The organism is Mesorhizobium sp. ArgA1 (assembly GCF_053714375.1).
Genome location: NZ_JBSKBQ010000024.1, coordinates 16,047 through 30,445 on the forward strand (window position 1 = coordinate 16,047; position 14,399 = coordinate 30,445).

At 63.7% G+C, this 14,399-nt stretch carries 14 protein-coding genes; 12 read left to right on the forward strand and 2 right to left on the reverse strand.

Translation table 11 applies throughout. The features are described from left to right. Positions 1 to 114 precede the first annotated feature (114 nt). The 12 genes from ACWGTI_RS29130 (at position 115) to ACWGTI_RS29185 (ending at position 12,632) form a co-directional block, all read left to right on the forward strand. Complete coding sequence (locus ACWGTI_RS29130) at positions 115 to 348, forward strand: hypothetical protein (RefSeq protein WP_454590235.1); 234 nt, start codon at positions 115 to 117, stop codon at positions 346 to 348. Positions 349 to 518: 170 nt separating this feature from the next. Continuing rightward, positions 519 to 1,103, forward strand: a complete 585-nt coding sequence (locus tag ACWGTI_RS29135) for a DUF1419 domain-containing protein (RefSeq protein ID WP_454590236.1) — start codon at positions 519 to 521, stop codon at positions 1,101 to 1,103. A gap of 188 nt (positions 1,104 to 1,291) precedes the next feature. After that, positions 1,292 to 1,981 (forward strand): transposase, encoded by a 690-nt coding sequence (locus ACWGTI_RS29140; RefSeq protein ID WP_454590237.1) that lies wholly within the window; start codon positions 1,292 to 1,294, stop codon positions 1,979 to 1,981. Between the two features lie 154 nt (positions 1,982 to 2,135). Then, positions 2,136 to 2,405 carry a DUF982 domain-containing protein gene (locus ACWGTI_RS29145; RefSeq protein ID WP_454590267.1) on the forward strand — a complete coding sequence of 90 codons (270 nt, stop codon included), beginning with the start codon at positions 2,136 to 2,138 and terminating at the stop codon, positions 2,403 to 2,405. A 338-nt stretch (positions 2,406 to 2,743) separates the two neighbouring features. Continuing rightward, positions 2,744 to 7,276 (forward strand): strawberry notch-like NTP hydrolase domain-containing protein, encoded by a 4,533-nt coding sequence (locus ACWGTI_RS29150; RefSeq protein WP_454590238.1) that lies wholly within the window; start codon positions 2,744 to 2,746, stop codon positions 7,274 to 7,276. Positions 7,277 to 7,291: 15 nt separating this feature from the next. Further along, the gene (locus ACWGTI_RS29155) at positions 7,292 to 8,341 is read left to right on the forward strand and encodes a DUF7146 domain-containing protein (protein ID WP_454590239.1); all 1,050 of its coding nucleotides are present in this window, start codon (positions 7,292 to 7,294) and stop codon (positions 8,339 to 8,341) included. A 242-nt stretch (positions 8,342 to 8,583) separates the two neighbouring features. Then, positions 8,584 to 9,525, forward strand: coding sequence for a DUF2493 domain-containing protein (locus ACWGTI_RS29160; RefSeq protein WP_454590240.1), 942 nt, complete (start codon positions 8,584 to 8,586; stop codon positions 9,523 to 9,525). A gap of 163 nt (positions 9,526 to 9,688) precedes the next feature. Beyond that, on the forward strand, positions 9,689 to 9,973 hold the full coding sequence (locus ACWGTI_RS29165; RefSeq protein WP_454590241.1) for a type II toxin-antitoxin system TacA family antitoxin: 285 nt from the start codon (positions 9,689 to 9,691) through the stop codon (positions 9,971 to 9,973). Next, complete coding sequence (locus ACWGTI_RS29170) at positions 9,974 to 10,483, forward strand: GNAT family N-acetyltransferase (RefSeq protein WP_454590242.1); 510 nt, start codon at positions 9,974 to 9,976, stop codon at positions 10,481 to 10,483. A gap of 180 nt (positions 10,484 to 10,663) precedes the next feature. Next, positions 10,664 to 11,197 carry a hypothetical protein gene (locus ACWGTI_RS29175; protein WP_454590243.1) on the forward strand — a complete coding sequence of 178 codons (534 nt, stop codon included), beginning with the start codon at positions 10,664 to 10,666 and terminating at the stop codon, positions 11,195 to 11,197. A gap of 711 nt (positions 11,198 to 11,908) precedes the next feature. Further along, positions 11,909 to 12,232 (forward strand): DUF736 domain-containing protein, encoded by a 324-nt coding sequence (locus tag ACWGTI_RS29180; RefSeq protein WP_352778180.1) that lies wholly within the window; start codon positions 11,909 to 11,911, stop codon positions 12,230 to 12,232. 58 nt (positions 12,233 to 12,290) lie between these two features. Then, positions 12,291 to 12,632: a hypothetical protein gene (locus ACWGTI_RS29185; protein ID WP_454590244.1), complete on the forward strand. Its 342-nt coding sequence runs from the start codon at positions 12,291 to 12,293 to the stop codon at positions 12,630 to 12,632. A 234-nt stretch (positions 12,633 to 12,866) separates the two neighbouring features. Here the strand turns inward: ACWGTI_RS29185 and ACWGTI_RS29190 are convergent, their stop codons facing one another. Further along, the gene (locus ACWGTI_RS29190) at positions 12,867 to 13,328 is read right to left on the reverse strand and encodes a hypothetical protein (RefSeq protein WP_454590245.1); all 462 of its coding nucleotides are present in this window, start codon (positions 13,326 to 13,328) and stop codon (positions 12,867 to 12,869) included. Further along, positions 13,328 to 14,035: a ParA family protein gene (locus tag ACWGTI_RS29195; RefSeq protein WP_454590246.1), complete on the reverse strand. Its 708-nt coding sequence runs from the start codon at positions 14,033 to 14,035 to the stop codon at positions 13,328 to 13,330. Before ACWGTI_RS29195 ends, ACWGTI_RS29190 begins: the two co-directional genes overlap by 1 nt. Between the last annotated feature and the right edge of the window lie 364 nt (positions 14,036 to 14,399).

Consider the following 14,399-nt stretch of genomic DNA (forward strand, 5'->3'; position numbering starts at 1 on the left):
GCCCCGACGTGACCAACGAGGGGCGGTCGTCCCACCTTTCCAACCCAAATAGCCAACCGACGACAGGTCTGCGGTCGAACGACAGCAGGCCAATTCCGGTTCATGGAGATCGAGATGTTCGACTGGAACAAAAGCTGCGCCTATGACGGCCAGCAGAAGAGACGCTCGTCCGGGCACGGCATCCTGATCCGCACCTGCAACGGCCGCAAGGACTATACAGGCGGCGCCAACCACATTGTGGCGCTTGCCCTACTGGACGACATCCCGGCGCTCGCTGCTGCTGTTCGCGCCAAAACTGGCCTCGGTCGAAATCAAGCTGTGATGACCAACAGAGCTCGCGCCGCCTGACGACGCTGCCTGCCGGCAAAGCTCCGCCTGCTCTGCCAGTCGCTCAATGGGCTGCCGGCAGGCGCCAGCTAGCGCCACCGACCTTCAATCCAGGACAAAACCTTCACGCCACCGCGGCGCTCTCGTGGAACATTCCGCGCGCCTTTGGCGTGCCTTCGAGGAGAAGCGCCATGCCTTCACATCCGCCCTTTAGAAAAGTGTTCGACGGTGTCGCGACACGCGAGCAGATGTTCGAACTGTTCAACCGCCACCGCGACGTGCCAGGCGTCGACCCGCTATCGGGCACTCCATACGCTGGTGAGTGGTTCCAGATCTCCAGCGTGGAATACCACTCCATGCTTGAGCTCCTGCCACCGTTGTTTCAGCGCACCGGCATGTTCGGCATCTCGGAATACAAGGCCGGGTATATCACCAGCGTCTTTTTTGCGATCAGAGTCCGCGGCCGCGAACGGTGGTTCCACGGGTTCTGCGACCTGTCCGACAGACACAGTCCGGACGCGATGCGAGCCGCCATCGTCGCTCATGAAACGGGCGCCGCCGACAGCATGACGCGCGAGGAAAAGCTCGAAGCAATCTGGACTGCGACGCATCCGGATTTCAAGGGGCGCGCCGGCGACATCGATCCCGATGCCTGGCCGTCACAGCATCGGGGAAAGCGGACCATTACGGTCAACGCTGGCGGGTCGGGCGCCGTTCTCAAGCTCCTCGAGGATCTGTCCGATGACGAAATCGATCACCTTCTGCCTATCAAGTGACCAACGAGAGCGCTCAATTCCTTGGAGCTGGGTACCGGCTGAACGCCAAATTCGATCGATGTAAAACGGCTCTTGCTCCTAATCGACGTTGTCCGATAAAGCTCCGCCCACAATGGAGATTGCCTGAACGATTTGAGTCGTCTTCAGTTGCGGTTTCTATACGATCGTATTTCAGTCAAGGAAGAATTATGAGGCGGCAGACCCTACCGTTCATTGTGGAAGTCAGACAGAAGCGCGGTTATGAAAGGCGCAATGGCTCTATCTGGGGCGACATTGATTTCTCAGCAGCCTTCGCCGAAGCATCGAAAGAGCTCCAGAACGTTGCTCCGTCAAGTCATCAGGATATTGACTCCAGTATCGTGGGCCGTGATGCTGAAGGATTGCAGCAAACGACATTGGAGCACCAAATGCCGGATCCAGAACAAGCTGAATCAACAGGTGCCGCAACGGAAGGCGCGACGAAATTGGACACGCCAGGTACCAAGAAAAAGCCCCGGAGCTCGGGGAAGATAAAAGCTCAGTCGACCCCACCCGCCCGGACCAATGGCGCCGAGGCGGCTGCCCAAGCCAATGGGGTAGCGGCGGCGACGGCCAGCGCACCCCGCAAGGTATATTCTGAAAAGGATCGCGCCCAAAAGCTTACCCAGATCGAAAGGTCGGTCAGAAGCGGTGCCACCCACAGGAGCGCGGTGAAGCAGGCCGGGATCTCGGAGCAGACCTATTATCTTTGGAAGAAAGCCACGATCCCTGCAGCAGAGACCGACGAACTCAAGGACCTGGTCGCGCTCGAGGAAGAAAACAAGCGCCTGAAGAGCCTGCTTGCGGAACGCCTTCGCCAGGAGAATGCCGAGCTGAAAAAAAGGCTTGGGCTCCACTAAAAGCGGTCTCCGGCCTAGCAAGAGCAGGCCCGGCTCAAGATCATTGGGCTGTCATGTTCCCGGTGAGGGATTTGCTTCGAGAGGATCTCCTGCGCAGATAGCCCTGGTTATCTGCCGTGTTCAGGGACGCTGAATGCAGGGTTTCCGTGCGGCAATGCGATGGAATGCGGGGGAGTTGGCTGTCTTGAGCAGGTTTGAGAGGCCAGTCGTTGTTCAGCTTGGCCGCCACGGATCGGAGCGCATCGTGCACGATGTCAACGACGCAGCCACCATTTTGCTTCGCGATCTCCCTCACCAGACCGAGAAACGCAGGACAGCGATGGACATCTGTCTGCAGGTGCTGCGTGGCGAGGCTCGTCCCCCAGCCGCTCGGCGCGCATTCGTGGCGGCCGCGCTCGAGGCAAAGATCTTGCGCAGTGATTAGGGCGGAACGCGTTCATCGAGCTTACGATTAATCAATTGAATCCACGCGCAGTGTGGCGACCGTGTCGCGCGTCTGCGAAGTGTTTCTCCGCGGCATGGAAAAATGCGCTCGCCAAGCGCCGCCTGAAGCGAGGCGGATCGCTGTCATTAATCTTCCCAGCTGAAGTCCCTCATCGCCACAGCAGCGTTGCTCCCGAATCGGGTGTGACATTTCCTGGAGGGCATCCCGCTGGGCGTTCCGTCGCTGGAGGCAGAGTGGGGGCCGGGAGGGATGCGGCCCAGGCGGCGCAGAGAGAGCGCCGGCGAGGCTGAACCCCTCCACGGACAAGGAACGATCCCATGAACATAGTCACCGCCCCGGCCGCCGCCACGGCGCCCGCTACCCTTGCCACGCCCACGCTTCACCGAGCCAACCGCGCCGAGGCAATCCTTCGGGCAGGCCATCTTCTCCTGGTCTCGCTCGAAGGCGGGCGGCCGATCAGCACCAGTGTGCTGGGGGCCGCCATGGCTTCTTGCTTCGGCGGGACGGACGCGCAGGGCTATTGGGTCTGGAAGGACGCCTACGAGGCACTCGAGGTGGCCCAAGACTTGTTCATCCGCAAGTTCGGAGCGGCAATTCTTTCGCGCTCGACTTCGCCAGAGGCAGCCCTCGCCATGATGACGAAGGTCGCGCAGCTCGTGCCCACGCATACGCGGCGCTCACAAGAAAGCCAGGCGATGCAGCAGCTTTCCACACCGCTGCCGCTTGCCTTTGTCGCCGCCCGAGCCGCGGCGATCGTTCCATCGGATCTCGTGCTGGAGCCGTCGGCCGGCACCGGCCTGCTTGCCGTGCATGCCGAAATCGCGCAGGCCTCACTCGCGCTCAACGAGCTGGCTGCAACGCGCGCCGGTCTGCTCGGCCTCTTGTTTCCGCGCGCTGCCACCTTTCGTCATGATGCCGCTCACATCGACGACCATCTCGATGCCGGCGTCCAGCCGTCCGTGGTGTTGATGAACCCGCCGTTCACGGTCGGCGCCTATGTCGATGGCCGTGTCGCCGACGCATCATGGCGGCATTTGACGTCCGCTCTTGCACGCCTTCAGCCAGGCGGGCGGCTAGTCGCGATCACCAGCGCCAACTTTTCTCCCGAAAACCCAAAATGGCGACCGGCTTTCGCGCGCCTGCAGGAGCAAGGCACTGTCGTGTTCACGGCGGCGATCGACGGCCGCGTCTACGCCCGCCATGGCACGACTGCCGAAACCCGGGTAACCGTCATCGACAAGTCACCGGCCGCCGACCCCACCCGCTTCGTCGCCTCGCCGGGCAAGGCTCCGGACGTAGAGACGCTTCTTTCCTGGATTTACGGTCTGCCGCCACGGATCCCGGGCGGCTACCCCGATTCCATTGGTGCTGTTGCCAACGGGGTTCTGCGCAGCGCCTCGCGGCGCATGGTCGACCGATCCGCGGCAAGCTCCGCACCCGCCAATGCCTTGCCGAACGCTTTGAAGGTTTTCCGGCCGGCTCGCCCGCTTGCCCGGGCCTTGCCTGCCCGATCGGTCCTGGCAAACAGCCTGCCGGCCGAGCCGCTTGCCTACGAGCTGCGCGACTGGGCGCCGCAAGCTGGAGGCCATCTAACCGACACCATCTACGAGCCCTACGCGCTCCAGTCGATCCACATTCCAAGGGCGATGCCGCATCCGACGTCGCTCGTGCAATCGGCCGCGATGGCAGCGGTTGCACCGCCCAAGCCCTCCTATCGCCCATTGATACCGGATGCTGTGATCGATGAGGGGCTGCTGTCGGATGCACAGATCGAAAGCGTCATCTATGCCGGCGAAGCACACTGCGGTCATCTCGCAGGCGCATGGACTGTCGACGACACCTGCGATGTCGTCTCGGCAGCACCTGAAGGCGCCCAAAACGCCGTCCGCTTCCGCCGTGGATGGTTCCTGGGCGACGGCACCGGTTGCGGCAAGGGCCGCCAGGTCGCCGGCATCATCCTGGATAACTGGCTTCAGGGCCGCCGCCGGGCGATCTGGATTTCCAAATCGGACAAGCTGCTCGAGGATGCCCAGCGCGACTGGGCAGCCCTCGGCCAGGAGAAGCTTCTGGTGCAGCCGCTCTCCCGCTTTCGGCAGGGCACGCCGATCCGCCTTGCCGAAGGCATCCTGTTCACCACCTATGCGACCCTGCGCTCGCAGGAACGCAACGGCAATAAGTCCCGGCTCGCCCAGATCATCGATTGGGTCGGCCAGCAGGCGGGGAGGGTTAACCCGACCGGCACAAAAGAAAACTCGGCGGGAATCGGCGAACCTGCGACGCCGTCGAAAAGGCCTTTCGACGGGGTTATCGTCTTCGACGAGGCGCATGCCATGGCCAATGCCGCGGGGGGCAAAAGCGAGCGCGGCGACGTCGCACCCTCGCAGCAGGGCAAGGCCGGCTTGCGTCTACAGCACGCACTGCCCGACGCCCGGGTCGTTTATGTATCGGCGACAGGTGCGACCGCTGTCGAGAACCTCGCCTATGCGCAGCGCCTCGGCATCTGGGGGAGCGACGATTTTCCGTTCGCCAACCGCGCCGATTTCATCGCCGCGATCGAGGATGGCGGTGTCGCCGCCATGGAAGTGCTTGCCCGCGATCTCAAATCGCTTGGGCTCTACACCTCGCGCTCGCTATCTTATGACGGCGTCGAATACGACCTGCTGGAGCACGAGCTGAGCGAGGAACAGATCCGCATCTACAATGCCTATGCCGATGCCTTCGCCATCATCCACAACAACCTCAGCGCCGCGCTCGAGGCGACCAACATCACCAGCGAGGCGGCCACGCTGAACCGCAATGCCAAGGCGGCGGCGCGATCGGCCTTCGAAAGCACAAAGCAGCGCTTCTTCAGCCATCTGATTACTTCGATGATGACGCCGAGCCTGCTCGGCGCGATCGGGCGGGACCTCGCCGATGGCCACGCGGCCGTTGTTCAGATCGTCTCGACAGGCGAGGCGCTGATGGAACGCCGCCTTGCCGAGATCCCCGCCGAGGAATGGTCCGACCTCAACGTCGACGTCACACCCCGTGAATACGTCGGCGGGTATTTGACGCACTCCTTCCCCACCCAGTTGTTCGAAGAATATTCGGATGCCGAAGGCAACGTGTTTTCGCGCCCCGTGCATGATAAGGACGGCAATCCGGTTCAATGCCGCGAGGCGGTCCGTCGGCGCGACGAGATGATCGAGAAGCTCGCGTCGTTACCCCCGGTCGGCAGCGCCCTCGACCAGATCATCCACCATTTCGGGACGGAGATCGTCGCCGAGGTGACGGGCCGCGCCCGGCGCATTGTCAGGAAGACCGGTCGCGACGGCATCGACCGGCTTGCGGTGGAGAACCGTCCGGTCTCGGCCAACCTTGCCGAGACCCAGGGCTTCATGGACGATGAAAAACGCGTCCTGATTTTCTCCGACGCCGGCGGGACCGGCCGCTCGTATCACGCCGATCTCGGCGCGAAAAACCAGAGGCTGCGCAAGCACTATCTGCTCGAAGCCGGCTGGCGCGCCGACAATGCCATCCAGGGCCTCGGGCGCACCCACCGCACAAATCAGAAACAACCGCCGCTGTTTCGACCGATGGCCGCCAATGTCAAGGCAGGTAAGCGCTTCCTATCGACGATCGCCAGGCGGCTCGACACGCTTGGCGCCATCACGCGCGGCCAGCGCCAGACCGGCGGGGCCGGACTGTTCCGCGCCGAGGACAATCTTGAAAGCCCATACGCCCGCGCAGCCCTGCGGCAATTCTACATGCTGCTGCACCAAGGCAAGATCGAGGGCTGCTCGCTCACCACCTTCGAAACCGTCACCGGCCTGTCGCTAACCACGGACGAAGGCGGCCTTCGCGACGAGCTGCCGCCAATCACGACCTGGCTCAATCGTCTTCTGGCGCTGCGCATCGAGACGCAGAACCTGCTGTTCGAGGTTTTCGAGCAGTTGATGGCCGCCAAGATCGAAGGCGCTGTCGCTGCCGGCAATTACGACAAAGGGCTGGAGACGGTCACGGCGGAAAGCATCGTTGTCACCGACCGCCGCACCGTCTACACGCACCCGGTTTCAGGAGCACAGTCGCACGTGCTGACCGTCGCACGCAAGGATCGCATGCGTCCGCTCGGCCTTGTCGATGCGCTCGACATTGCACGTAGCGAGCCGCAATCGGTCCTGCTCGTCAACACCCGTTCGAGGCGCGCGGCGATACAGCTTCCGACCGCGAGTCTCATGCTCGACGACGGCAGCGTCGAACACAGGGTACGGCTGTTGCGGCCGACGGACGAGCTGCGCTTCGGTCTCGAGGCGCTTGCCGAAACGCATTGGCAGCCCGCAGACAAGAAACTGTTTTGCGAATGCTGGCAGACTGAACTGTCGGCGGTGCCCGAGTTCAGCACCAGCGCGTTCCACATCGTCACCGGCCTCCTCCTGCCGATCTGGCGGCGCCTGCCGGACAATGACTGCCGGGTCTACCGCATCCAGACCGATGAGGGTGAACGCATCATCGGACGCCATATCGCGCCGACGCTTGTCGCGACCATGTTGCGCAACCTCGGGCTTGATCATGTCCCGACGCTCACTCCAGACGAAGCCTGGAGCGGCCTGGTCGAGGGACGGATCGGGTTGCAGCTCGCCGATGGCCTGATCCTTCGTCGTGGCCGCGTCATGAACGATTATCGCGTCGAGCTGATCGGCTTTGCCGAAGCGATGGTGCCGCGGCTGAAGACTTTGGGCCTGATCGCCGAAATCATCTCCTGGAAGCTCAGGCTATTCATCCCGACCGGCGATCTGGGCTTGTCCATCCTCGCTGCGCTGCTTGATCGCCATACGCTAGTCGGCGTCACCGATCGTAAGACAGTCGCTTGAGCGGAGGAGGCGATCATGACCAGCTCGGCATCCGAGCTGGCACAGCGTCTTGGCGAACATGCCGAGGCGGTGTGCCGCGAATATCTCTCCAACGGCCGCCGCAGCGGCAACTACTGGATCGTCGGCGATGTTCGCAACACGCGTGGCCGCTCCATGCACGTCCGGCTGAAGGCCAATGCCAAGGGTCCAGCCGGCAGGTGGGTGGATGAAGCGTCCTCGGAATTCGGCGATCTACTCGATGTCATCGGCGAAACTTGTGGCCTCACGGAGTTCCGCGAGGTCGCGGAAGAGGCCCGCCGCTTCCTCGCCATGCCGCGACCGAAGCCCCAGTCTCAAACCGATGGCGCAGAGCGCCAGCTGGCCGCCGCACGCGGTTCTCCCGACGCCGCGCGCCGCCTGTTCAGCATGTCGCAGCCGATTCCCGGCACGCTTGCCGAACGCTATCTCGCCGGGCGCGGCATCCTGCTCTCCACGCATGAGCGTGCGCTGCGCTTCCATCCAGGCTGTTACTACCGCGATCTCGTGACGGGCGACAGCCAGACGCTTCCTGCCCTGATTGCCGCCGTCACCAACCTCGACGGGCGTATTACCGGTGTCCAGCGCACCTGGCTGGACGCACGCGGCAACGGAAAGGCGCCGATCGCCGATCCGCGCCGCTCGCTCGGTCACTTACTCGGAAACTGCATCTGGCTTGGCCTCCAGCCCGGTTCGCCTGTTCCGGTCATGGCTGCTGGCGAGGGCCTCGAGACGCTGGCATCGCTAAAGATCGTGATGCCAGCGCTGCCGGTAGCCGCCGCCACCTCGGCCAATCACCTCGCCGGCCTGAGCTTTCCGCTTGGCTGCCGCCGCCTCTACATCGCGGCGGATGCGGACGCCGCCGGCCGGCATGGCATCGAGCGTCTCAGCCGGCGCGCAGGCGCGGCCGGGATTCTCGCGCTGGCATTGCGGCCGCGGCTCGGCGACTTCAACGATGATCTGCGCCATCTTGGCCCGGCCCATCTTGCGGCATGGCTGCGCGATCAGCTCGTCCCGGAGGATGCCAGTCTCTTGCCTCCGTTCGGATGACGGCGCAAGCCCGCGGGCGGGCAGGGCGGCGTCATTGAAAGGCTTGCAGGCATGGCGGGTTCCATCGAGAGGTCGCGCCCGCGGCCTGCCTGAGAGGCGACCCCTGCCACGCCCAGGCCACGGCCGCAACGGCTGCGCCGTCCTCCGCTTCGCTACGGCCTTCGGTGCGGCCGCGTCCCGAGCGAGGCCGTGGTGCGCTGTCAGGCCGCGACAGGCGCGGCCACAACCCACGGAGACGCGCCATGACCTTCGAGCTTCCTTCCGACGACGCCTACGAGCCCTACCACGCCTCCTCGCCGACCGACCGCGTCATTCTCGAGCTGCAGATGTACGGTCACCGTCCACATCAGGACGAGCCGGACCCCCGCCCCCTGCCAGACGAGACGGCGATCCGGGCCGGGCTTGCGGGCATCGCCGAGACTTTCGCCGGCATGCTGGGCGATACTAGGCTCGAACCTGACCTCGACGACCTGCTCTGGTCCTTCACCAATCTCTTCCACCGCGCCGCCGAGCGCGTTTCCCGCGGCCTCGATCGCAACGAGGACGCGCAGCGCACGAGCCAGCACGAGCAGGACGGCTCCGAGGTGAAATCGGTCGAGCTCGAACGACTCACGGCCGAAGGCATCACCCTCATCGAGCGCCGCAACGTGTTCGAGATCATGCGCGACGAGGCCGCCGACCTCTACGAGGCCAATACGGGATCGGCATGGCGTCCGCGCACCGGCTCCAAAGTCTCCCATCGGTCGCTGACAGCGGCGGTCATCGACTCCCGGGATTTCCTCGCCGCGCGGCGGCGTGCCGAAACCGAGGTGCTGGTGCCCGCCGGCACCAAGATCGCCTTTGCCGGCGGGCTCGACTTCAACGATCACGATCGGATCTGGGACGCGCTCGACAAGGCCCGCGAAAAGCACCCCGACATGGTCCTGCTGCACGGCGGCAGCCCGCGCGGCGCCGAGCGCATCGCCGCCTGCTGGGCCGAGAACCGCAAGGTCACGCAGATCGCCTTCAAGCCGGACTGGAACCGCCACGCCAAGGCGGCGCCGTTCCGGCGCAACGACCAGCTGCTGTCGGTCGTGCCGGCAGGCATCATCGTCTTCCCTGGCTCCGGCATCACCGAGAACCTGGCCGATAAGGCCCGCCACCTCGGGATCCCGGTCTGGCGCTTCAAGGAGGGCGGCGCGTGAGCGCCGTCTTCCTCGCAATCCGCACCACCGAACCCCGCGCGCGAAGCACCGCACCCTCCGCCTCCGCGGATCGTATCGACGCTGCGAAACCTGCGGCCACGCAATGTGGTATTGCGTTCCGCGTTACATAGACGTATATACGTCCGCAGCACAGGAGCGCGCCATGGCCATCACAGCCACGAGGAAGGAAACACCCGTCTCGATGCGGTTTCGCGACGATGATCTCACCATCATCGACCGCGGCGCGGAGCTGCTCGGCCTGTCGCGCACGGAGTTCATGCGGCGCGCAGCACTCCACGAGGCGCAGGCGGCCATCCTCAACGAAACCGTCATCCGTGTGTCCCCGGAAGCCTATGACGCCTTCATGCAGGCGATCTCAGCCCCCGCCGTCATGCCCCCGCCGAAGGCGGCCGAGCGGCTGCGTCGGTCCCCACCCTGGGACCGCTAGGTGGCGCTTTCACGCATCGAACTCCTCGACGACGCGCACCGCCTCGACAGCTTCGATTGCGGTAAGTCGGCGCTCAACGCTTGGCTGGCCGGCTTCGCGCGAACGAACCAGGCCTGCGGGTTTACCCGCGTCCTGGTCGTTCACGACGAGGGACCAGTCGTCGGCTATTACGGCCTCGCGCCGGGCGTGATCCAGCCAAACAGCGCACCGCGCGCCATCCGCACCGGACCGCCCCCCGATCCGATCCCCTGCCTGTTGATTGGACAACTCGCCGTCGACCATCGTTATGCCGGACAAGGCATCGGCAGCGGTCTGGTCAAGGACGCGCTGCATCGCTGCGTCGCCGGCGCTGACATCGTCGGCGGCCGGGCGGTGGTGGTGCGGGCGATCGACGGCGAGGCCGAGCGCTACTGGCAGAGCTGGGGCTTCATTCCCGCACCGGACAATCCGTCGGTGCTCATGCGCTCGATCCAGGACGTGAGCCTCTGGCTGACCGACAAAGGCCACTAGCTCCACGCGTGTAGCGCCTCCGGCAGCGGCAGGGTCCGGGCGCGCCGGGCCCGCGTCCCGCCACTCCCTGCGCCGGCTTCGCCGTCTCGGCCTTCGGGGGACGATATCCCTCGCGTAGGGCCAGAGGAAGAGGGGGGCCGGCGCGGGGCGGGGGACGCTGGAGAGAAAGGGAAGGTCACGATGTCGCTGATATTCATAGGTGGATCACGCGAGATATTCGAGCTGCCGGAACCTGCCATCACACGCATCGGCGCGATCGTCGCTGCCGAGCACGGCGTGTTGGTCGGCGACGCGCCCGGAGCCGATTCCGAGGCGCAGAGCCTACTCGCGGGCTACGGCTACGAACATGTCGGCGTCTTCCACGCCGACATGGAACCCTGCAACAATCTCGGCGATTGGGCCGCCTACCATGTCCCGCCTCCTGAAGGCGCTCATGGGTACCAGGTCGACGCTGCCAAAGACCGTGAGATGGCGCGCCGCGCCGACTTCGGGATGATGGTCTGGGATGGCGCATCGCCAGGCACCGCCGTGAACGTGCTTCGGCTCGCCATGGCAAACAAGCCGTGCGTCATTTACGATCTGGCCAGGGGCAGCGTGGCGACCACATGCGATGTGGAAGACTGGTGCGCCATGCTCCACCGGGCCGGCTCGGACATTCGCCGACAAGCCGAAGCCTGCATGACGGCGGACGAACGTCTGGCGTTGCCAGGATGATGGACGTGATCGACGCCGCGGTCTACCGAATGTCCGGCATGTTTGGCTTGGCCCGGCGCGCTCACCTCCGTTGTGTGAACGTCCGGGTAGCGCGCCCCCTTTCGAAGCCGGCCACGCGCGCAGCTCCGGGGCGTGTGCGAATGATCATCCTGCCCCGTCGCCGCATCTGAAGCAGGCGCAAGCGTGCCGAACATCCCTGGCTTGCATGGTCATCCAGCCTGGCTGCGAGGCCCCGCCTGCCGAGGGCGTGAATTCGCTGAGACCCAGCGCCGATCTCGAAGCCGCTGTGTCGCCATACCGAAGCCGCAAGGCTGTTCACGCGCCGTACTGCTGTTCGCGGCAGCGGCGACGGAGGGGCATGACCCGAGAGGCCAGGCCGGCAAGCGTCTTCCGGCGAACCGGCGGCGCGCGGATGCGGTCTGCGATGGCGTCCTGGGGTCTTCTCCTTCGGTCGCATCCGGGACCATTCCCGTTTCATGTCGCCTTTGTAGACGACCGCCTGCTTTGTGCGGTCAACCCCCGTTGGGGGTACACGCGGCGAAAATTCAGGAAAATTCGATTTCTGTTTTTTGGTTGCGGTCAGGCGAAGGGCCGCCCGCGTTTTTTAGCAAATAGAATTTTCCAGAATTTTCGCCGCGATGACCGCAGCAGGACGGCCCTCTCCTTTGGCGCCATCGGGAATGGTCCCGATGCAACCGAAGGAGAACTACCATGGCCACCACGATCGCAAACCTCACCACCAAGGCCGACGGCTCGATGGAAGGCGTCTTCGCCACGCTCCGGGTCAACGCCCCGATCACCCTCATCCCGAACCCCAACAAGTCGCGCGAGGACGCCCCCGACTACCGGATCGTCAACAAGCGCACGGGCTTCGAGATCGGAGCCGGCTGGCACCGCATCTCCCAGCGTTCGGGCGAGGAGTACCTCTCGGTCAAGCTGGAAGCCCCCGAGATCGGCGTGATCTTCGGCAATCTCGCTCCCGCCCCGGGTGGCGAGGAAAACAAGAAGGTCATCCTCTGGAACAACCCCCAGTGAGGCATTGCTGGCCGGCCCCGCAAGGGGCCGGCTTCGCCCCCGGCAACAGGAGGATCCCATGAGCCGCCACACCATCACCGTCACTGGCACAGTCACCCGACAAGGCCGCTCGGACCCGGACGCGATTATCGGCTACGACCCGCCGCTCCAGACTTACTTTCTGCAGGCGTTCCCCCACGAGGTGACCGACGAACCCGCGCTCTGGCTTGGCACCCACGACCAGGCATTCGAAGTACTGGAAGATCTTCACCAGGCTGCCGTAGCGCACGGCTACGACTTCATGCCGCTGCCGCACGATATCGCCACCAAGCTGGTCGACGATAAAATCGCTGCTGGCGATCGCCCCGCGCGCGACGGCGCCCTTCGCGAGCTTCTGTATTACCTCGACGATCTTGGCTAGACGAACACAGGCTCAAGGGCCGGCGACGCAGCTCCGTCGCCGGCCCTTTTTTTTGCACGTCGTGACGAAGCTCTAGACGGCGTTGAGGAGCGATCCGATCATCACGCGGGCACGCGCCGGGGTCGATTCCAGCTCCTTCATCGGGATGTAAGAGCTGGCCGATGGTCCATAGCGAGTTCCGATTTGATCGGTCGCCGTCGAGGTCGCCGCTTTGCTAATAGCGCCGGCCGGGGTTCACCTGGTTCTGTCGACGGCTTCCTGTACCATCTTCGCCAGTTCCTCGCGGACTGACGAACGGGACCGAGCACACAGGGCCTTGAATGCCAGTGCCACTTCGAATGGAACACTCGTCTGCAAGACCATGGTTTCGCCCGGCGTCTCGGCCTTCATGGGTTTTGGTGGACGGGCCGCTCGAGTTGGAGCGCGCGCCGGCGCTGCTCTCGCTTCAGCAGGGGCCGGCGGTGCAGCATGATCTTCCGGCGCGACGGCCTTGTCTCCAGAGGGCGCGCTTTCAGGCGCTGTCGCCTGAGGATCGACCTTTGCCTGTTCGACCAGGCTAGGAGGGTTTGCGAAGGATTGCGGGTCGAGACTAGCGAGCTTCGAAAACGGACCGGCACGCTTCGGAAGCGTCGGAAGCCTGCGCTTCGTCGTTTCCGGTTCTTCTATGGCGGCGGCCTTGTTTTTTTCGGGGTCCATCAGGCGGCCTCCTCACCCATCCGTCGGATTATCTCGGCCGCCACAGTGTTGGTCTGGTCTCGCGCGTCCTGGATCGCCTTGTTCGTACCGTCCGTTTCATAGAGGCTGCCCGCGGTCGCGATCGCTTGAAATGTAGGTCGATAGGATAGGAAGCTATCCATGACATGAAGCCCGGCCGTTTTGAGCCGATCCATTGCGAGCTTGAAGGCCGTCGTCCTTGCATCGATCCCGTTCACCGCATTGAGCAAGATGCCGAACGGAATTTTTCGGTGCCTTCCACCTGCAAGCCTCACCTGGTCGACCATGCCGATTGTCCCGTTGACATCGTACATGTGCGCTCGCGTCGGGATCAGAACGAAATCGGCAAATGCAACAGCCGATCCAACGGCTGCGGCAGCGGTTCCCTGAATGTCGACCAGTACGAGCTGGTAGTCGCCGGGCTTTTCCAACGTTTTGGCCAGATCACCAAGATCTGTGATCGCCTGGACTTCGATGTTCTTCAGCGTGTAGCCAGCCTTCTTGCTGGTGTCGTACCAGTTGGCGGCCGACCTCTGCGGATCGGTATCGATCACAAGGACCTTGTAATCCCCTGCGGCGAATTCCCCCGCCAGCAGGATGGTCGTCATCGTCTTGCCGCAACCACCCTTGGGCGATCCGATTGTGATCACGAATGGTCGTTCGTCATTGTCCGCCGCCGCCATACTCATTCTTTTTCCCTCTACCTGGAACACCCGTCTATGGAAGTCGCTGAAAGCTGTAACATCGTCCGGTGAAGTCATGATCTGATGTGGCCATGAGACACAGATCCCATGAAACGCGGAACTAATCTAGTCATGGGCTCATTAAAACATGAGATGTGCACCCAATGTGATGGTCATCACTTGCTGGCGTCATTGGGGCGAAAAGGAGTGGCATCGAAGCTTCTAAGAGGAGTGTGCTTTTGGTTAAGTTGACAAGATACGCAATTTGGGTCCAAACCGCTGAGCAGGTCGTCGCTTTGCTTCGACCTGGACCGTCTTCGACGGGGAGGCCACCCGTCAAAGTGAGGAATTTTGGATACCAGACGGCCGC